General features: G+C 75.8%; 19 protein-coding genes and 1 tRNA gene. 11 read left to right on the top strand and 9 right to left on the bottom strand.

Translation table 11 applies throughout. The features are described 5' to 3' along the window. Positions 1 to 51: 51 nt before the first annotated feature. From AC07VC_RS06255 to AC07VC_RS06240, 4 genes are all read left to right on the top strand, one after another. Positions 52 to 124 (top strand) — tRNA-Glu (locus AC07VC_RS06255). Between the two features lie 134 nt (positions 125 to 258). Further along, positions 259 to 981: a Type 1 glutamine amidotransferase-like domain-containing protein gene (locus AC07VC_RS06250; RefSeq protein WP_317230691.1), complete on the top strand. Its 723-nt coding sequence runs from the start codon at positions 259 to 261 to the stop codon at positions 979 to 981. 10 nt (positions 982 to 991) lie between these two features. Further along, on the top strand, positions 992 to 1,678 hold the full coding sequence (locus AC07VC_RS06245) for a uracil-DNA glycosylase (protein WP_494675475.1): 687 nt from the start codon (positions 992 to 994) through the stop codon (positions 1,676 to 1,678). A gap of 73 nt (positions 1,679 to 1,751) precedes the next feature. Next, a complete protein-coding gene (locus tag AC07VC_RS06240) occupies positions 1,752 to 2,441 on the top strand; it encodes a GNAT family N-acetyltransferase (protein WP_317230693.1) in 690 nt (229 codons plus the stop codon). Here the strand turns inward: AC07VC_RS06240 and AC07VC_RS06235 are convergent. Next, a complete protein-coding gene (locus AC07VC_RS06235) occupies positions 2,323 to 3,504 on the bottom strand; it encodes a CPBP family intramembrane glutamic endopeptidase (protein WP_494675476.1) in 1,182 nt (393 codons plus the stop codon). The genes AC07VC_RS06240 and AC07VC_RS06235 overlap by 119 nt on opposite strands. Before the next feature lie 200 nt (positions 3,505 to 3,704). Between AC07VC_RS06235 and AC07VC_RS06230 the strand changes: the two genes are divergently transcribed. Together AC07VC_RS06230 and AC07VC_RS06225 are read left to right on the top strand one after the other, a co-directional pair. Then, positions 3,705 to 3,899, top strand: a complete 195-nt coding sequence (locus AC07VC_RS06230) for a multidrug transporter (protein WP_494675477.1) — start codon at positions 3,705 to 3,707, stop codon at positions 3,897 to 3,899. Next, positions 3,896 to 4,915, top strand: a complete 1,020-nt coding sequence (locus AC07VC_RS06225; RefSeq protein WP_494675478.1) for an NAD-dependent epimerase/dehydratase family protein — start codon at positions 3,896 to 3,898, stop codon at positions 4,913 to 4,915. The genes AC07VC_RS06230 and AC07VC_RS06225 overlap by 4 nt, the downstream gene beginning before the upstream one ends. A gap of 85 nt (positions 4,916 to 5,000) precedes the next feature. Here AC07VC_RS06225 and hxlA read toward each other — a convergent pair whose 3' ends face one another. Further along, a complete protein-coding gene (gene hxlA / locus AC07VC_RS06220) occupies positions 5,001 to 5,624 on the bottom strand; it encodes a 3-hexulose-6-phosphate synthase (RefSeq protein ID WP_104290842.1) in 624 nt (207 codons plus the stop codon). 52 nt (positions 5,625 to 5,676) lie between these two features. Further along, positions 5,677 to 6,288: a 6-phospho-3-hexuloisomerase gene (gene hxlB / locus AC07VC_RS06215; RefSeq protein WP_494675479.1), complete on the bottom strand. Its 612-nt coding sequence runs from the start codon at positions 6,286 to 6,288 to the stop codon at positions 5,677 to 5,679. Between the two features lie 119 nt (positions 6,289 to 6,407). Between hxlB and AC07VC_RS06210 the strand changes: the two genes are divergently transcribed. From AC07VC_RS06210 to AC07VC_RS06200, 3 genes are all read left to right on the top strand, one after another. Further along, positions 6,408 to 7,706 carry a LuxR C-terminal-related transcriptional regulator gene (locus AC07VC_RS06210; protein ID WP_494675480.1) on the top strand — a complete coding sequence of 433 codons (1,299 nt, stop codon included), beginning with the start codon at positions 6,408 to 6,410 and terminating at the stop codon, positions 7,704 to 7,706. Between the two features lie 127 nt (positions 7,707 to 7,833). Beyond that, entirely contained in the window at positions 7,834 to 9,981 is a 2,148-nt protein-coding gene (locus tag AC07VC_RS06205) for a bifunctional metallophosphatase/5'-nucleotidase (protein WP_494675481.1), read from the top strand. Between the two features lie 108 nt (positions 9,982 to 10,089). Further along, positions 10,090 to 11,517, top strand: coding sequence for an amidase (locus AC07VC_RS06200; protein ID WP_494675482.1), 1,428 nt, complete (start codon positions 10,090 to 10,092; stop codon positions 11,515 to 11,517). A gap of 31 nt (positions 11,518 to 11,548) precedes the next feature. On the opposite strand, the gene AC07VC_RS06195 is transcribed toward AC07VC_RS06200, so the two are convergent. Then, positions 11,549 to 12,286, bottom strand: a complete 738-nt coding sequence (locus AC07VC_RS06195) for a TSUP family transporter (protein WP_317230141.1) — start codon at positions 12,284 to 12,286, stop codon at positions 11,549 to 11,551. A gap of 131 nt (positions 12,287 to 12,417) precedes the next feature. Here AC07VC_RS06195 and AC07VC_RS06190 point away from each other — a divergent pair, with 131 nt between their 5' ends. Both AC07VC_RS06190 and AC07VC_RS06185 read left to right on the top strand, forming a co-directional pair. Continuing rightward, positions 12,418 to 13,377 carry a siderophore-interacting protein gene (locus tag AC07VC_RS06190; protein ID WP_494676552.1) on the top strand — a complete coding sequence of 320 codons (960 nt, stop codon included), beginning with the start codon at positions 12,418 to 12,420 and terminating at the stop codon, positions 13,375 to 13,377. 2 nt (positions 13,378 to 13,379) lie between these two features. Continuing rightward, positions 13,380 to 13,784, top strand: coding sequence for an SIP domain-containing protein (locus tag AC07VC_RS06185; RefSeq protein ID WP_317230143.1), 405 nt, complete (start codon positions 13,380 to 13,382; stop codon positions 13,782 to 13,784). A gap of 43 nt (positions 13,785 to 13,827) precedes the next feature. Here AC07VC_RS06185 and AC07VC_RS06180 read toward each other — a convergent pair whose 3' ends face one another. The 5 genes from AC07VC_RS06180 to AC07VC_RS06160 all read right to left on the bottom strand — a co-directional run bounded on the left by AC07VC_RS06180 (position 13,828) and on the right by AC07VC_RS06160 (position 18,460). Further along, positions 13,828 to 14,709, bottom strand: coding sequence for an SDR family NAD(P)-dependent oxidoreductase (locus AC07VC_RS06180; RefSeq protein ID WP_494675483.1), 882 nt, complete (start codon positions 14,707 to 14,709; stop codon positions 13,828 to 13,830). After that, complete coding sequence (locus AC07VC_RS06175; RefSeq protein ID WP_494675484.1) at positions 14,706 to 15,098, bottom strand: Fe-S oxidoreductase; 393 nt, start codon at positions 15,096 to 15,098, stop codon at positions 14,706 to 14,708. Before AC07VC_RS06175 ends, AC07VC_RS06180 begins: the two co-directional genes overlap by 4 nt. Beyond that, positions 15,095 to 16,528, bottom strand: coding sequence for a dihydrolipoyl dehydrogenase family protein (locus AC07VC_RS06170; protein WP_494675485.1), 1,434 nt, complete (start codon positions 16,526 to 16,528; stop codon positions 15,095 to 15,097). Before AC07VC_RS06170 ends, AC07VC_RS06175 begins: the two co-directional genes overlap by 4 nt. Positions 16,529 to 16,649: 121 nt before the next feature. Next, positions 16,650 to 17,528 carry a crotonase/enoyl-CoA hydratase family protein gene (locus tag AC07VC_RS06165; RefSeq protein WP_494675486.1) on the bottom strand — a complete coding sequence of 293 codons (879 nt, stop codon included), beginning with the start codon at positions 17,526 to 17,528 and terminating at the stop codon, positions 16,650 to 16,652. Positions 17,529 to 17,617: 89 nt separating this feature from the next. Next, complete coding sequence (locus AC07VC_RS06160; RefSeq protein WP_317230980.1) at positions 17,618 to 18,460, bottom strand: arginase family protein; 843 nt, start codon at positions 18,458 to 18,460, stop codon at positions 17,618 to 17,620. Positions 18,461 to 18,484: the final 24 nt, after the last annotated feature.

Genomic DNA, 18,484 nt, shown 5'->3' with positions numbered 1-18,484 from the left:
TCGATTTGGCGGGCTGTGCGCGCTGTGGCATACTCGACGAGTTGCGAAAACGGCCCCATCGTTTAGCGGCCTAGGACACCGCCCTCTCACGGCGGTAACACCGGTTCGAATCCGGTTGGGGTCACGTACAGCCCGGCACCTCCTCACGGAGGTGCCGGGCTTTCTTCTTGCCCCGGCGGGCGTCCGACCGCCGCGGAGGCGGCGGCGGCGGGCCCCGGACCGGACGCGCTGCCGGGCTCGGCCCTGTACCGTCGAGGGGTGAGTGTTCACCTGGTCGGAGGCGGCCTGTCGGATGACGACACCCCCCTCCTCGCGCGGTTCCTGTCCGAGGCGACGACGAGGGCGACCGATGCCGCCCGGCTGGAGCCGGCCCGCATCGCCGTGGTCCTCGTCCACGACGGCCTGGGCGCCGAGGAGTTCGACCGCTACGCGCAGGCCCTGCGCGCCGCCGGCCCCTGCGAGCCCGTCGCGGTGCTCGCGCCCGAGGGCGGGTCCATCCAGGTCGCGCAGCTGCAGGACGTGGACGGCATCGTCGTCGGCGGTGGCCTGACCCCCGCGTACCGCCAGGCGCTCGAGCCCGTCTTCGGCGAGATCCGCCGCCAGGTCACCGCCGGCGTGCCCTACGCCGGCTTCTCCGCGGGCGCCGCGGTGGCCGCCGAGACCGCCATCGTCGGCGGCTGGCGGATCGGCGACGTCGAGGTCGTGCAGGAGGACGCCAGCGAGGACCTCGACGAGGTCACGGTCGAGCAGGGCATCGGCCTCATCGACGTCGCGGTCGACGTGCACGCGGCGCAGTGGGGCACCCTCACGCGCCTCATCGCGGCGACCGAGGCGGGACTGGTCGAGGGCGGCGTCGCCATCGACGAGGGCACCGTGCTCATCGTCGGCGAGGGCCAGCTGGTCGTCGTCGGGCGCGGCAGCGTCTGGTCGGTCATCGGCTCGGAGACCGGCGTCACCGTCAGCTCCGCCGGCGCGTCCTGACCCCCGGCGCGTGGCGCTGACCCTGCCCCAGCTCGTCGAGCGCGGGCTCATGGACGCCGGCTGGGCCGACGTGCTCGCCCCCGTCGCCGACGACATCGCGCGGATGGGGGAGTGGCTCCGCGGCGAGGTCGCCGCCGGACGGCCCTACCTGCCCGAGGGCGACCGCGTCCTGCGGGCGTTCCAGCAGCCGCTCGCCGACGTGCGCGTGCTCATCGTGGGCCAGGACCCGTACCCGACGCCGGGGCATCCCGTGGGGCTGTCGTTCGCCGTGGATCCCGACGTGCGGCCGGTGCCGCGCAGCCTCGCCAACATCCACCGGGAGCTGCGGGACGACCTCGGGATCCCCATCCCCGACCACGGCGACCTCACGGCCTGGACGCGCAGCGGCGTGCTCCTGCTGAACCGGGTGCTCACGGTCCGGCCCGGTGCGCCCGCGTCGCACCGCGGGAAGGGCTGGGAGGCCGTGACCGAGTGCGCGATCCGCGGGCTGGCGGCGCGCGGCGGCCCGCTCGTGGCGATCCTCTGGGGCAAGGACGCGGGCTCGCTCGCGCCGCTGCTCGCGCCCGTGCCGTCGATCCTCTCCGTGCACCCCAGCCCGCTGTCGGCGTCGCGCGGCTTCCTCGGGTCGCGGCCGTTCAGCCGGGCCGACGCGCTGCTCGCGGAGCAGGGCGCGGATCCGGTCGACTGGCGGCTCTGAGCCGACCCGGCCGTAGCCTCCGCGCCTGGACGCCCGCCGGTCGCGCGCGCCCCGGTCCCCGTAGGATCCAGGCATGCTCGAGGAGGAATACCAGACCCGGCGGCGCCTGCCCGCCCACCTCCGGAAGCCCGCTCCGCCCGTGCCCGGGTTCAGCTACGAGATCCGCCGGGCGACGAGCTCCGACCTCCCGGACATCCGCGAGATCTACAACCACTACGTCATGAACAGCACCGTCACGTTCGACGAGACCCGCATGACGCTCGCCCGGTGGCGCGGCCGGTTCGGCCAGCTCGAGCGGATGGGGATGCCGTTCCTCGTCGCCGTCTCCCCGTCGGGGCAGGTGCTCGGCTACGCGCTCGTCGAGCCGGTCGGCGCACGGCGCTCGTCGCGGACGACGGTGGAGGACTCGATCTACCTCGGCGCCGCGTCCACGGGCAAGGGGCTCGGGCGGGCGCTCCTGGAGGCGCTCGTGGAGGCCTGCCGCGAGGCGCGCCTCCGCGAGGTCATCGCCGTCATCGCGGACCAGGGCGCGGACGCCTCCATCCGGCTGCACGCCTCCCTGGGCTTCACGGAGAGCGGGCGCATGGGCCGCGTGGGCTGGAAGTTCGGGCGCTGGCTCGGCACCGTCACCATGCAGCTGACGCTCAAGCCCGCGGAGTCCCCGGGTCGGTGGGCGCGGGCCATGCGGCGAGCGACGCCTGGCGCTGCCGCTCCTGCTCCCACCACGCCCGCTCCTGCTCCCGGCGGACCTCCTTCGCCGTGAGCGGGCGAGGCGCCGTCGTCTCCACGCGGTGACGTCGGGCCCACCAGCCGGTCAGCAGCGCCGAGCCGAGCACGACGGCCATCGGCAGCAGCATGAACGGGCCGCCGGTGCCGGCGCTGCGGTCGAAGCTCTCCGACATCTGGCCGAGCAGCACGGTGGGGATGAACAGCAGCGTGTTGTTGAGCGCGTGGATGAGCACGGGGGCCTCGAGGCCGCCGGTGAGGCGGGCGGAGATGGTCGCCGCGATGCCGAAGACGAAGTAGTAGGCGATGAGCCAGGGGTCCTCGGCGAGGTGCGCGAGCGCGAACAGCGCGCTGGAGAGGATCGCGCCGACGACGAGCGCGACGCGGGTGCTGCGGAACCAGGAGCCGGCCGAGCGCTGCACGAGGCCGCGGAAGCCGTACTCCTCGCCGGCCGACTGCAGGGGCGTCGTGAGGAGCACGATCGCGAGGAACGTGACGACCTCCCCGTCGACGCGGATCTCGCCCGAGGGGTCGAGCGCGAACGTGACGCCGATGTAGACGAGGAACACGGGCACCATCACGAGGGCGACCCGGCCGAGCCAGCGCCAGCGGAAGCGGCCCGCGATGGAGGACAGCGCGCCCATGCGGACGCCGAACAGCCAGCGCTGCAGGAGCATCGACACCGGGATGAGGGCGGCGAGCGACAGGTTCGTGGCGAGCAGGATGATCGGCGTCATCGTGGTGAGGGACGCCGGGTCCTCCAGGTCGATGCGGCCGCGGAACGCCTCGATCGCGAAGGCGATGCCGCCGAACACGAGCGAGAAGCCGAAGAACGCCACGGCGCCGAGGAGGATCGCGACGATGCCGCGCCACGGCCCGCCCGTGTCGCGGAGGCCGTGGTGGTACGGCACCGGCGGACGCTCCGGGAGCGGCGGCAGGGTCGGGACGGCCGGGGCGCCCGACCAGCCGGCGGGAGCGGCGGGGGCGGCGGGCCCCCCGGTGTCTCCCGCGGACACCGGCGGCGCGAAGGGCGGCGCGGACGGCGGTGACGACGGCGGTGACGTCGGGGGGAGGTCGGGGGTCGGCTCCTGTGCGCTCATGCCGCCACGGTACGCGGGGGCGCCGGGAGGCGGATCCCCCCGACGGCGGAGGGCGCGCGGCGGAGGGGCGCCGCGGAGGGCGGGCGGCGGAGGGGCGCCGCAGGAGCGCGAGGGTCGGCGGCGGCGGCGGGCGGGCGGGCGGCCCGGCCCCGGCGGTCGACCCGCGCCGCGTACGGTGGACGGGACGAGAGGCGCGACGCATGCAGCAGGACCACGACGACCGGAGCTTCGACGAGGAGCGGCACGAGCAGTTGACGACGGCGCCGAAGGCGGTGGAGTCCGACGCGGACCCCCGCGTCGACGTGACGGAGCAGGAGGACGGCGTGCGCCGCATCGACGTGGCCGACACGGCCGCGGTGCGCCCGGGGAAGCCGGCACCGCCGAGCGGATCGTGAGCGGCGCCGCCGTGCGCGCCGACGCGTCGGGTGCGGCGCCCGCCCCGCGGGACGTGCTGGTGCTCGGCGGCACGGCGTGGATCGGCGGCCTCGTCGCGGGACGCCTGGCGGCGCGCGGGGACCGGGTGACGTGCCTGGCCCGCGGCACGGGCGGCCATGCCCCCGACGGCACGCGGCTCGTGCGCGCCGACCGCGACCGCGCCGACGCCTACGCGGCCGTCGCGGGCGCGGAATGGGACGAGGTCGTCGACCTCACCTCCTCCGCGGAGCACGCCCGCGCGGCCGTCGCGGCGCTCGCCGACCGGGCCCGCCATTGGACGCTGGTCAGCACCGTCTCGGTCTACGCCGCGCCCGCCCGGCCCGGCGACGACGAGACGGCGGCGGTGGTCGAGCCGGTGGACCTCGAGGACTACGGCCAGGCGAAGGCCGCGGCCGAGCGCGCCGTCACCGCGGCGCTCGCGGGACGGCGGATGATCGTGCGGCCCGGGCTCGTCGTCGGGCCGGGCGACGACAGCGACCGGTTCGGCTACTGGCCCGCACGCGCCGCGCTGGCGGGCGAGGGGCCCCTCCTCCTGTCCGACGCCGCCGGACGGCGCGCCCAGGTCATCGACGCCCGGGATCTCGCCGACCTGGTGGTCGACGTGGGCGCGCGGCGGATCGACGGCGTCGTCGACGCGGTCGGGGAGAGCGTGCCGCTCGCGGACGTGCTCGAACTCGCGGCGGAGGCGGCAGGATCCACGGGCGAACGGGTCGTCGCGACCGACGCGCAGCTGGCCGACGCGGATGTCCGGCACTGGGCGGGGCCGCGCTCGCTGCCGCTGTGGCTGCCCCGCGACGCCGCGGCGCTCACCGCCCGGAGCGACGCGGGGATCCGCGCCCTCGGGTCGCGCCGACGCCCGCTGGCCGAGACCGTGCGGGACGTGCTCGACGACGAGCGGGCGCGCGGGCTCGAGCGGCACCGACGATCCGGTCTCACGCGCGCCGAGGAGCTCGGGGTGCTGGCCGCGCTCCGCTGAGCCGCGTCGCCGCGCCGCCGCCGGACGCACGAGCGCCGCGCACCGTCCGAGGACGGGGTGCGCGGCGCCCGGGTGATGCGGTGCGTCAGCGGATGGCGGCCCGCAGCTCCGCGGCGGCCGCGGCCGGGTCGTCGGCCGAGTAGATCGCGCCGCCGGCCACGGCGACGACCGCGCCCGCGTCCTGCACGTCGCCGATGGTGCCGGGCTTCACGCCGCCCGCGACCGAGAACGCCACGCCGGACGCCGTGCCGGCCTCGAGCAGGTCGCCGAACGTGTAGCCGTCCTCCGCCTGCTCGTCGAGGCCCGCGTGCATCTCCACGAACTCGGCCCCGAGCTCGGTGACCTCCTTCGCGCGCTTCGCCTTGTCGGGGACGCCGATCAGGTCGACGACGATGCCCTTGCCGTGCTTCCGGGCGGCCTTCACGGCACCGGCGATGGTGCTGTCGCCCGCGACGCCGAGGACGGTGACGAGGTCGGCGCCCGCGGAGAACGCGATGTCGGCCTCCAGCTCGCCGGCGTCCATCGTCTTCAGGTCGGCGAAGACGATCTTGTCGGGGTGCGCCTCCTTGATGGCGGTGATGGCGGAGAGGCCCTCGGCCTTGATGAGCGGGGTGCCCAGCTCGATGATGTCGACGTGCGGCGCGGCCTTGCCGGCCAGCTCGAGAGCGTCGGCGATGGTGAGCACGTCCATGGCTACCTGGAGCTTCATGCGGTTCCTCTTCCTGTCGTGGTGCGTTCGTGGGGGATCGGGCGACCGATGGTCACTCGAGGTTCGCGTGGCGCGGCCACAGGTCGTCGGCCGAGAGGCCCGACGCCTGCCACAGCGCGTGGAACACCGCGTCGCCGACGAGGGCGACGCTGAGCTCGAACAGGCCGCCGGCGTACTGCGCCGAGAGCGTGCCCTCGTGGTCCTGCTTGGCGGCTGCCGGTATCAGCACGACGACGTCCGCGAGGTCCGCGAGCGGCGAGTCCTCGGCGGTCGTCAGCGCGACGATGCGGGCGCCCACGTCGCGGGCGGTCTCGGCGGCGCGGACGATGCCGGTCGTGGTGCCGGATCCGCTCGCGACGACGAGCACGTCGCCGCGCTCGATGGCGGGCGAGGTGGCCTCGCCGACCACGTGCGCGTCGAGGCCCAGGTGCATGAACCGCATGGCGGTCATCCGCAGGGCGAGCCCGGAGCGGCCCGCACCCAGGGTGAGGACGCGGCGGCCCGCGCGGACCTCGCGCGCGGCCTCGTCGAGACGGGCGGCGAGGTCGGGGCCGGCGAGCGCCTGGGCGACGCGCGTGCCCTCCTCGGAGATCAGGCGGAGGGCGGCGGCCACGTCGACGGGGGCGTCGCCGATCGGACGGGGGGCGGTCGTCGAGTCGGTCACGTGACGATCGTGCCCCTCCCCGGCCGCGCGCGCCGCCCACCCGACGGATGGATCCACCTACCCGTCCGAGTGGGCGGAGCCCGCCGGGACGCCGGATGGGGTGGGCGTACGGTGGCGGGATGGTCTCCCGCACCCACCCTGTCGCCCGCCCCGCCGAGCTCCCGCGGCTCCTCCCGGTCGCGCTCCTCGACGGGCTGCACGATGCGCTCGCCGCGCCGCTGCAGGAGGTGGCGGAGGCGCTGTCCGGACTGCTGCAGCCCGTGGTCGCGCACCGCGCGCTCGTGATCTTCACCGAGGACTGCACCGGCCGTCCGCGCAAGAAGGCGGGCGAGGCGGAGGTGGTGGAGAACGTCACCATCGCCGAGCTCGACCGGATCCTCGCGAGCCTCGACGGCGCGGATCGCGGCGGCGCCTGGGCCGTCGAGCACCCGGTGGGCGGCCGGCCCCGCACGGTGGCGGCGTGGCGGGCCGACACGGGCGCGCTCCTCGTGCTCGTGGACCCCGCGGCCGCGGACGGCGACGTGCCCGGCACCCGCGAGCTGGTGCGCGCGCTGTGGCGGAGCGTCGCGCACGGGATCCGGCAGCAGGTCGCCGCGGCCCCGCCCGCCTACCTCGCCGAGGCACGGGCCGTCTCCTCGGAGCGCGCCCGGGTCGTCGCCGAGCTCGGCGACGCGCACGCGACCACCCTCGAGTCGCTGCTCGCGGTGCTGCGCTCCTCCCGCACCGGCGACGCGGCCGCGCGCCAGACCGCCGCGGAGCTCGCCACCAACGCCATGGTGGAGCTCCGCGCCGCATCCGACCGCGACCGGTCGCTCGGCGAGGAGCCCGTCGCGCGCGCCTTCGCGCGGCTCCGCGACGACCTCCGCCCGCTCGTGCGGTTCCGCGACCTCGACGTGCAGTTCGTGGAGCCGCCGGTCGACGGACGCGCGCTCCCCGGCGAGGTCGCGCACGCGGGGCGCGCCATCGTGCGCGGCGCCGTGCTCGCGCTCGTGGAGGAGCCGGACGTCACCCGCGTGCGCATCCAGTGGGACTGCGACGGCAGCAACCTCCTGGTCGGGATCCGCGACGACGGCGCGGGCTCCACGACCGCCGACCTCGACGCGCTCCGTCGCCTGACCGACCGCGTGGCCGCGCTCGACGGCACGCTCGAGGTGACCGCGACGCCCGGCTGGGGTTCCGAGATCGCCGTGCGACTCCCGCTCGACGCGCCGGCGGCCGGCCTGGACGCCGCGGGGGAGGCGGGCCTCAGCGCCCGCGAGCGGGAGGTGCTCGCCCTGGTCGCCGCCGGATCCCGCAACCGCGCCATCGCCGCCTCCCTCGGGATCAGCGAGAACACCGTGAAGTTCCACGTCGCCAACCTCCTCCGGAAGATGGGCGCGTCCACGCGCGCGGAGCTCGCCGGCCTCGTGCGCGGCTGACGCCGCCGGTGGCCGGCGGACGGCGCCGGAGATGACGGCCCTCCGAGGGGATGCGCGCGTTGACCCCATGGAAACCCAAGCTCCGTAAGGTATTGGTCACCGCCGCCTACGAACGAGGATGTCCCGCATGCGCCCTGCCCCCACCCGCCGCCCGTCCGGAGCCGCGCGCTCCGGCGCCCTCGCCGTCGTGGCGGGCCTCTCCGCCACCGCGGTCCTCGGTCTCGGCGCCGCGCCCGCGTCCGCCGCGGAGGGCGACGTCGCCATCGACGTCTACTCCATCAACGACTTCCACGGCCGCCTGGAGACGACGTCGTCCACCGCGGGCGCCGCCGTCATCTCGGGCGCGTTCCAGCAGGCGAAGGCCGAGAACCCGAACAGCACGCTCATCTCCGCGGGCGACAACATCGGCGCGAGCACCTTCACGTCGCTCTCGCAGCAGGACGAGCCCACGCTCGCCGCGCTGAACGCCATGGGCGTGTCCGTGTCGACGCTCGGCAACCACGAGTTCGACCAGGGCCGGGACGACGTCGACGACCGCGTCGTCCCCGCGTCCGACTTCCCGTACATCTCCGCGAACCTGTACGAGAAGGGGACGACGGAGCACGCCTACGCGGCCTACGACGTGCAGGAGATCGGCGGCGTGCGCGTCGCCTTCGTCGGCGCCACGACCGAGTCCCTGCCCGAGCTCGTGAGCCCGGCCGGCCTCGCCACGCTCGACGTCGGCAGCGTCGTCGACTCCTCGACCGCGACCGCCCGCGCTCTCCGCGACGGCGACGACGCGAACGGCGAGGCCGACGTGGTCGTGCTCGTCGTGCACGAGGGCGCGTCCACCTCCGACGAGTCCGCCCTCACCGACGACTCGGTCTTCGGTCGCATCGTCACGGGCGTCCAGGCCGACGTCGACGCCGTGGTCTCCGGCCACACGCACCTCGGCTACGACTACGAGCTGCCCGTCGCCGGCAGGGCGCTGCCGCTGCCCGTGCTCCAGACCGGCAGCTACGGCACCAACCTCGGGCACCTGTCGCTCACGGTCGACCCCGCCACGAAGGCGCTCACCTCCATCTCCTCGGAGCTCGTTCCGCTGCTCACGGCGGAGGGCGAGCCGGCGTTCCCGGCGGATCCCGCGGTGCAGCGCATCGTCGACGAGGCGGTCGCGGAGGCCGAGGTCATCGGCAGCCGCACGGTCGGCGAGATCTCGGGCGACATCACGCGCGCCCGCCAGTCGGACGGCGCCGAGAACCGCGGCGGAGAGTCGACCATCGGCAACCTCGTCGCCGACGCGCAGCTGTGGGCGACCCAGGAGGACCTGGGCACCGAGATCGCGTTCATGAACCCGGGCGGCATCCGCCAGGACCTCACCGTCGCCTCCTCGGGCGCCGGCGACTCCGAGGGCGAGGTGACCTACAAGGAGGCCGCCATCGTGCAGCCGTTCGCCAACACGCTCACGGTCGCGCGGATCACGGGCGCGGGCGTGAAGGCCGTGCTCGAGCAGCAGTGGCAGCCCGAGGGCTCGTCCCGGCCGTTCCTCAAGCTCGGGCTCTCGCGCGACCTGACCTACACGTACGACCCGACGGCCGCGCGCGGCGAGCGGATCACGGGCGTGTTCTTCCAGGGCGAGCCGGTGGATCCCGCGCGCGTCTTCACGATGGTCGCGAACAGCTTCCTCGCGGAGGGCGGCGACAACTTCACGGAGCTCGCGAACACCACCGAGCAGAGCGACTCCGGCCGCGTCGACCTCACCGCGTTCGTCGACCACATCACCGAGTTCTCGCCCGTCGACCCGGACTCGGCGACGCGGTCCATCGGGATCGTCGACACCACGGGCGCCCGTCCGGCGGCCGGCCAGGAGCGCACCTACGAGCTCTCGTCGCTGCTGGTCTCGAACGCGCCCGTGCAGGACACGGAGGTCGTGACGCTCATCGACGGCGAGGAGGTCGCGCGGACGCCGATCGACGCCGCCGTGGTCGACACGACCGACGAGCAGGGGCGCGCGAGCGTGCGCTTCACCGTCCCGGCCGACCTCGCGCCGGGTGCGCACCAGCTCGCGTTCCTGCTCCCGAGCACGGGGGCCTCGGTGCTCTACGCGCTCGACACGGCGGCCGGGTCCGTGGTCCCGTCGGGCACGGGAGTCGTCCCGGCGCCGAGCACGGAGCCGACCCTCGCGGCGACCGGATCCGAGGCGGCCCCCGTCCTCGGCACCTCGCTCGCCGCGCTCGCACTCGGCCTCGCGCTCGTCGCGTTCCGCCGTCGCGCATCGGCGGCCGCGCGCCGCTGACGCGCGCGCGTCCGTGACGGACGGGGCGGGTGCCGGACGACCGGCACCCGCCCCGTCCGCGCGTCCGGCGCCGGTCGGACGGGCCGCCTCCCGGCCTACCCTGGAGCGGTGTTCGAACTCCACCACCTCAGCGCACAGGACCAGTGGGACCAGCTCCAGCGCGGCGAGGTCACCCCGACCGAGCTCGTCACGCACTACCTCGAGCGCATCGAGCGGCTGGATCCCGGCCTCGGCGCCTTCACCACCGTCACCGCCGACCGCGCCCTCGCGCGCGCCCGCCACGTCGAGCGCGAGGTGCCGCGCACCGCGCCGCTGTGGGGCCTCCCGTTCGGCGACAAGGACCTCTCCGAGCGCGCGGGCGTCCGCACCACGTTCGGCTCGCGTCTCTTCCGCGACCACGTCTCGGAGCGCACCGACCCGATCCCGCAGGCCCTCGACGACGCCGGCGGCATCAGCCTCGGGAAGACGAGCGCGCCGGAGTTCGGCCTGCCCTCCTACACGGAGGGACTCGTCGCGCCGCCCGCGCGCACGCCGTGGGACACCGCCCGCGGCGCCGGCGGGTCGAGCGGGGGAGCGGCGGTGGCGGTCGCCGCGGGCCTCCTGCCCTTCGCGCCCGGCACCGACGGCGGCGGATCGGTGCGCATCCCCGCCGCCGCCACCGGCCTCGTGGGCCTCAAGCCCTCCCGCGGCCTCGTGCCCGCGCAGTCCGGCCTGGAGTCCCTCGCCGGGCTCGTCGTCCCCGGCCCGCTCGCCCGCGGGGTCGCCGACGCGGCCATGCTGCTCGACGCGATGATCGGCCGGGTCAACGGCCGCATCCCGCACCCGTTCACCCTGCGCGCGCCCGAGGACGGCGACGGCGACCTGCTGGGCGCCGCCGTCCGCGGCGAGGGCCGATTCCAGATCGGCGTCATGACCACCTCGCCGTGGGACGACGCGTACGAGATCGTCCTCGACCCCTCCGCCCGCGACGCGCTCGCCGTCGCCGTGCGCGAGCTCGCGGACGTCGGCCACGGCCTCGAGGACCTGGCCCTCGCGCCCGATCCCACGTACGCCCCGGCGTTCCGCACGATCTGGCAGGCCGGCGCCGCGGGGATCCCCGCCGAGGGCGCCGACCTGGAGCTCCTCGAGCCGCTCACGCGCTGGCTCGTGGAGCGGGGCCGCGCGCTCTCCGCCCGCGACCTGGCGCGCGCGCTCGCGCAGCTCACGGCGTTCGAGCGGAGCGTCATCGCGCAGTTCGCGCACGTCGACGCCGTGCTCACGCCGGCGCTCGCCATGGAGCCGCGACCGCTCGGCTGGTACGACGCGGAGGACGGCGAGCGGAACTTCGCGCAGCAGGTGCGCTACACGCCGTACACGTCGTTCGCGAACGTCACCGGCCTCCCGGCGATCACGCTGCCCGTGCACCTCACCGACGACGGCCTGCCCATGGGCGTCCAGCTCGTCGGCCGGCCGGGCGGGGAGGCGACGCTGCTCGCGATCGGGCGCCAGCTCGAGCGCCGCCTCGGCTGGCTGCGGCGGCACCCGCCGCAGTGGTGAGGGCGGCGCGGGTCGGCATCCGCGCCGCGGGCTAGACCAGCCCGGCGACGCCCTTCACGATGGCCGTCACCGCGCCCGCGAAGGCGAGCACCACGACGGCGGCGCGGGCGGCGCGGGTCGGGATCCGCGGTGCGAGCAGCGTGCCCGCGCCGACGCCGGCGACGAGGGTGACGACGATCCCGATCCACGCGGCCGCGCCGAGGTCGGGCCACCGGTCCGGCGCGAGGACGAGCTTCGTCATGAGCGACACCGCGCCCGTCGTGAGGAAGAACGGCTGCAGCGTGGCCGCGAACCCGCGCTGCTCCCACCGGCTCACGACCGCGTAGACGCTGACGCTCGGACCGCCGATGCCCGCCGCGGCGTTCATCACGCCCGCCGCGAAGCCGAAGCCCGCCATCACGCCGGGTCCGTCGATGACGCGGCTCGTCCGCCGGAGGGCGAGGGAGGTGGTCAGCGCCGCGACGAGCAGGCAGCCGATGCCGATCTCGAGCGCGGGCTCCGGCAGCAGGTAGGCGAGGAGCGCGCCCGGCACGATGCCCACCACCGCGGGGCCGGCGAGCAGCAGGTACCGCCGCCACTCCACGTCGCGGACCGCGCTGGCGAGGATGAGGCCGGCCGACAGCACGCTGCACAGGTTCACGATCATCACGCCGTCGAAGGGCCCGAGGAGGATCACGAGCACCGGCGCCACCACGAGGGCGAACCCGAGGCCCGTCACGCGCTGCGCCACGGCGCCCACGAATACGGCGACGAGGACGGGGGCGATCACCCTGACATCCTCCCGTGGATCCGGCCCCGGACCGGGCGGATGCCCTCGACCGCTGAGGTAAGGCATGCCATACTTAGGCTGTGCTTACCTCCTCCGCGACCCTCGCCAGCAGCACCGCCGACGTGGAGCCCGTGGTCGAGGAGCAACCGGCGGCCGTCCCGGCGCCCGAGGCGGAGCGCCCGGCCTACCGCCCCTTCGCGGCCCGCGTCGCGCGCACCGAGCGCCTGAGCCCCACGTTCCTCCGCATCACGTTCCAGGGCGACGACCTCCGCGACTTCGGCGACGAGTGCCTCGACCAGCGCATCAAGCTGCTCCTGCCCGTCGCCGAGCACGGCCTGCCCGACCTGTCGGGCGTCGGCGGCGACGACTGGTTCGCCTGGTGGCGTGCGCTGCCGGACGCGGAGCGCAACCCGCTGCGCACCTACACCTCCCGCGCGGTCCGCCGCGAGCTCGGCGAGGTCGACGTGGACTTCGCGCTGCACGGCGACATGGGGCCCGCGTCCCGCTGGGCGGGCGCCGCCCGGGTGGGCGACGACATCGTGCTCATCGGCCCCGACGCCCTGAGCACCGCGCGCGGCCTCGGCATCGAGTGGCACCCCGGGCACGCGCGCTCGCTGCTCCTCGCGGGCGACGAGACGGCCGCGCCCGCGATCTGCAACATCCTCTCCTCCCTCCCGGAGGACGCCGTGGGCTGCGCCTTCATCGAGGTCCCCGTCACGGGCGACCGCCTCGAGGTGCGCGTCCCGAAGGGCGTCAACCTCACCTGGCTCCCGCGCGACGGACGACCGAACGGCTCCCGCCTCGAGGAGGCCGTGCGCCACTGGGTGGACTGCCACGTGAAGGTCGGCGCCATCCCCACCCCCGAGGTCGCGCTCGCCGACGCGGAGCAGGCGCTCGCGGAGGACGACGCGGAGGCCATCGTGTGGGACGCTCCGGTCGTCCACGAGGGCTCGACGCTCTACGCGTGGCTCGCCGGGGAGTCGGGCTGCATCAAGGCCATGCGCCGCTTCCTCGTGCGCGACACCGGCATCGACCGGCGTCAGGTCGCGTTCATGGGCTACTGGCGCCGCGGCGCCGCCGAGGGGTCCTGACCGTGGCCGGGGCGACCCGCTCGCGCACCGCGAAGGGCACCAAGCGGCAGGTCCTGCTCGTCACCGACGAGTCCGGCCTCGCCGAGGCGCAGGCCGCGCTCGCGGTCCTGCCCATGTGCACGCGGGGCAGCGTGTTCGTCGAGGTGCCGGACGCCTCGGTCGACGTGCGGCTCGCGCACCCGCCGCGCATGGTCGTCACGGTCATCTCGCGCGCCGGCCGGGGGGCCGACGGCGCGCCCGCCGAGCCCATGGTCGCCGTCGCGCGGGCCGTCGGCGCGTGGGCCAGCGAGATGATGGTGTTCGCCGCGCCGATCTCCGACGAGCACCCGGTCACCGAGGTGAGCGTGCTGCTCGGCGGCCACGTCGGCGGGCACGACGACCTGCTGCACCTCCTCGCGACGATCTGAGCCCGCCGGAGCTCCCGGTGCGCGCCCCGCACGCGCGGAGCCCTCAGTCGCGGACCGGATCCCCGTCGGTCCCGGAGGCGAGCTCCAGAGCGGCCCAGAGCTCACGGCCGAGGCGCCGGTCGGCGGCGTGCGCCGTCGTCCTGCCGTCGGGCGTGAGCTGGTCGAAGTACGTGCCGTTCGGCGCCGCGAGGTCCGGCACCGACGCCAGCTGCACGAGCGGCACGGCGCCCGCCTCGGCCGAGATGCCGTATGCGCCCATGGAGAGCGCGAGCAGCGCTCTCATCACGGTGCTGTCGGCGCCGAACGACGTGCGCACGAGCCCGGGATGGAACGAGCACGCCTCGATGCCGAGTGGGCCGACGCGCTCGGCGAGGGTGCGCATGATGAGGATCATCATCGCCTTCGACGTGCCGTACGCCTGCCAGCCGCCGAGCCACGGGCGCTTCCGCCAGTCGAGGTCGTCGAGGCGGACGCGTCCCCACAGGTTCGCGCGGCTCGCCGTCCCGATGACGCGCACCGGGCTCTCCGCGCCGCGCAGGCCGTCCTGCGTCTGCTCGAGCCGCGGCAGGAGGAGGCGGGTCAGCAGGAAGGGCGCGAGGGCGTTGCGCTGGAACGTGGTCTCGTGCCCGTCGACCGTCATCGCGCGCCGCGGCACGAGGCTGCCGGCGTTGAGCGCGAGCACGTGGATCCGCGGGCAGGTCTCGAGGAGCGTCGCCGCGAGGGCGCGCACGTCCTGCAGCCGGTCCATGTCGGCGAGGACATGGCGCGCGCCGAGCTCCGCGGCGATGCCGCGCGTGCGCTCGGGATCGCGCCCGACCACGACGACGTCGGCGCCGCGGTCGTGCAGCTCGCGCGCGGCGATGCGCCCGATGCCGGAGCTCGCGCCCGTGATGACGACGGTGCGGCCGTCGAGCGGACCGGTCACCGGTAGCCGCCCTTCTCCAGCCCCGCCTCGATCTCGAACCGGTTGCGGAGCGGATCCCGCCCGGCCCACCAGTACAGCGCCGGCATCAGGAGCCCGTACCGGCGCCACTGCACGACGTGCACCGCCTCGTGCTCCAGCACCGCCGGGCCGGCGTTGTCCCGCGTGAGGTAGACGCGGCCGACGCACGTGCCGCCGCGGCCGAAGACCCAGGACGGGAGGCCCGTGAGCACGATGAGGTCGCCGTGACGGCGCACCTCGCCCGTGCTGAGCGGCAGGCCGACGACGAGCCCCACCGCGGTCGCGACGCCGCTGCCCGCGCGCGACACGGGCGAGTCGAGCAGGACGCCGCGGACCGCGCCGGCCACGGCGCCGAGGGCGGACCGGATCACGCGGTCGGCCGCCCGTACGTCTCGAGCAGGCGCAGCCACACCTCGCTGACGGTCGGGTAGGAGGGCACCGCGTGCCACAGGCGCGTGAGGGGCACCTCGCCGACGACGGCGATCGTGGCGGAGTGCAGGAGCTCCGCGACGTCGGGGCCCACGAACGTGACGCCGACGATCACGCCGCGGTCCTCGTCGACCACCATGCGCGCCTGCCCGGCATAGCCGTCCGCGTGGAGGCTCGAGCCCGCGACTGATCCGAGGTCGTAGTCGACGACGCGGGTGCGGAGGCCCGCGTCCTCCGCGGCCTTCGCCGTGAGCCCGACGCTCGCGACCTCGGGGTCGGTGAAGGTGACCTGCGGGACCGCGCGGTGGTCGGCCGTCGCGACGTGCACGCCCCAGGGCGAGTCGTCGACGGTGCCGCCGGTCGCGCGCGCGGCGATGACCTCGCCCGCGGCGCGTGCCTGGTACTTGCCCTGGTGCGTGAGGAGCGCCCGGTGGTTGACGTCGCCGACCGCGTAGAGCCACGGCGATCCGGCGTTGACGTCGCCCGTCACGAGCATGGTGTCGTCGACGTCGAGGTAGGCGCCCGGCTCGAGCCCCACGGTGTCGAGCCCCAGGTCCTCGGTGCGCGGCGTGCGCCCCGTGGCCACCAGGACCTCGGCGGCCGTGACGGCGGACCCGTCCTCGAGCTCGACCTGCACCACGTCCCCGTCGCGCGTGACGCGGGAGGGCGATGCGCCGAGGCGCACGTCCACGCCCATGCCGCGGAGGGCGTCGGCCACGAGCTCGCCGGCGAACGGCTCCTGTCCGGTGAGCAGCCCGCTGCGGGCGACGATGGTGACGGCGCTGCCGAGCGACGCGTACGCGGTGGCCATCTCGGCCGCGACCACGCCGCCGCCGATGACGACGAGCGACTCCGGGACGACCTCGGCGCTGGTCGCCTCGCGGCTCGTCCACGGCTGCGCCTCGGCGAGGCCCGGGATGTCGGGGAGGAGGGCGGCGGTGCCCGTGGAGACGGCGACGGCGTGCGTCGCCTCGTGCTCCACCGTGGATCCGTCGGGCGCCGTGACCGTGACCCGGCGGGGACCGGAGAGGCGGCCGTGCCCGCGGGCGAGGTCGATGCCGATGCCCTCGAGCCAGCTCACCTGGCCCTCGTCCGACCAGGAGCTCGTGAACGAGTCGCGGCGCGCGAGGACCGCGGCCACGTCGAGGTCGCCAGTCACCGCCTCGCGGGATCCGGCCACGGCGCGGGCCGCGCGGAGGGCGCTGCCGGAGCGGAGCAGCGCCTTGCTCGGCATGCAGGCCCAGTAGGAGCACTCGCCCCCGACGAGCTCGGACTCGACGACGAGCACGGAGAGCCCGCCCTGCTTCGCGCGGTCGGCGACGTTCTCGCCGACGGGGCCGGCACCGATGACGATGAGGTCGTAGGAGGTCATGGTCCCGACCCTACTCGCGGCCCCCGGCAGCCCTGGTCGCCGGTCGGTGGGCGGATCAGCGTCCGAGGAACTCAGCCGGCTCCCGGCCCCCGGCAGCTCCGGTCGCCGGTCGGTGGGCGGATCAGCGTCCGAGGAACTCGGCCGGCTCCCGCAGCGCCGCCGCGCGCATGCCGCGTGCCGCGTCCTCGGAACCGGCCAGTCGCACGAGCTCCGCCGGCAGCGCGGCGGCGGCCGCGTCCGGCCCCTCGCGGAGGGCGGTGCGGGCGTTCCGGATGGTGGCCTGCACGGCGAGCGGCGCCTGCGCGGCGATGCGCTCGGCGATGGCCACGGCCGCCGCGAGCTGCTCGCCGTCGGGCACGACGACCTGCACGATCCGCATGCGCCGGGCCTCCTCGGCGCCGAAGAGGTCGCCGGTGAGCATCCAGCGCATGGCGTCACCCCAGCCCGCGACGGCGGGGAACCGGAGCGTCGCGCCGCCGAAGGGCAGGATGCCGCGCGCCACCTCGATCTGCCCGAACCGCGTGCCGGCGGCCGCGACGACCACGTCGCTCGCGAGGGCGAGCTCGATGCCGAGGGTCAGGCACGTGCCCTGCACCGCGAGGACGACGGGCTTGCCGACGGCGGGTCCGCTCACCTGCCACGGGTCGACGCCGTCGTCGGGCACGGCTTCGAGCCCGCCGCCCGGGCCGCGTCCGATGTGCGGGGCCACGTCGGCGAGGTCGAGGCCGCCCGTGAAGTGGTCGCCGATGGCGTGCACCACGCCGACGCGCAGCTCCGGATCGCGGGCGAGGAGGCCGTAGGCGCTCGCCAGCTCGCGGAGCATCCGCATGTCGGCGGCGTTGCGCTTGGCAGGCCGGTCGAGCCCGATGAGGAGGACGTGCCCCCGCCGCTCGACCCGCACGCGGGGCGCGTCGTCGGCGGTCGTGCTGGAAGGTGCGTCCCCGGGGCCGGTGGCGGGAAAGCGGTCGGGGGCGGATGCGGTGCGGGCGTCGTCGGTCACAGCGGTCTCCTCGTCGGTTCCGTCCCAGACTCGCAGGGCGGGCGCCCGACCGCGACCTCCCGTCCGGGACCTCGCAGCCGGGCGGCGGATCAGACGGGCCCGGTCAGCGCCCCGATGATGCGGAGGACCGTGCCCATGTCGTCGACCGCCGCGGCGGGGGAGGAGGGGGCGAACTCGGTGATGCCCGCGCCGGCGAGGCCGAACGACCGCCGCAGCGCCTTGATGGTCTCGGTGACGGCCTGGACGTCCGGCCCGAACGGCTCGGGGTAGCCGACGCCGGACATGCCGCCCGGGTCGAGCACGTCGAGGTCGACGTGCACGTAGACGTCGGTGGCCCCGGTGGCGCGCAGGGCCCGGACGACGGCCTCGGGACCCACGGCGTCGGCACCGACGAGCGCGATCCCGCGGGAGTCCACGAGGTCCGACTCGGCGTCGTCGAGGGCGCGGACGCCCGCGAGCACGACCCGGTCGGCCGTGACGGCGCCGGCCGGGAGCTCCAGCCCGTCGACGCCCTCCCCGAGGACGGCGCGGAGCACCATGCCGTGGAAGGCGCCGGAGGGCGAGGAGGCGGGGGTGTTGAGGTCGGCGTGCGCGTCGAGCCAGAGGACCGCGAGGCCGGGGTGCGCGCGGGCCGCGTGGCCGATGGACGCGACCTCGACGCCGCAGTCGCCGCCGATGGTGACGAGCGGGCCGGACGCCGCGGCGGAGGCCGCCTGCAGCGCCGCCTCCTGGCGCGTGCGCACCGCGAGGAGGGACGCGTAGCGGAGGACGCCCGTGCCGAGCGACTCGCCCGCCTCGACGGGCACCTCGACGACGCGGGTGGCGGACGCGGGCAGGTCGCCGCGGATCGCCTCGGCGCCGTCCGCGAGCCTCATGGCGCGGGACGAGCCCGAGCCCTGCCATTGGGGGACGACGACGAAGGAGGCGGGCACACCCTCAGTATCGCGTGCGGCGGC

It is taken from the genome of Clavibacter sp. GW821-FHT01D01, assembly GCF_059422605.1.
The sequence above is the reverse complement of the archived record's forward strand: the minus strand, read 5'-3'. Positions and strand labels throughout refer to the sequence as shown.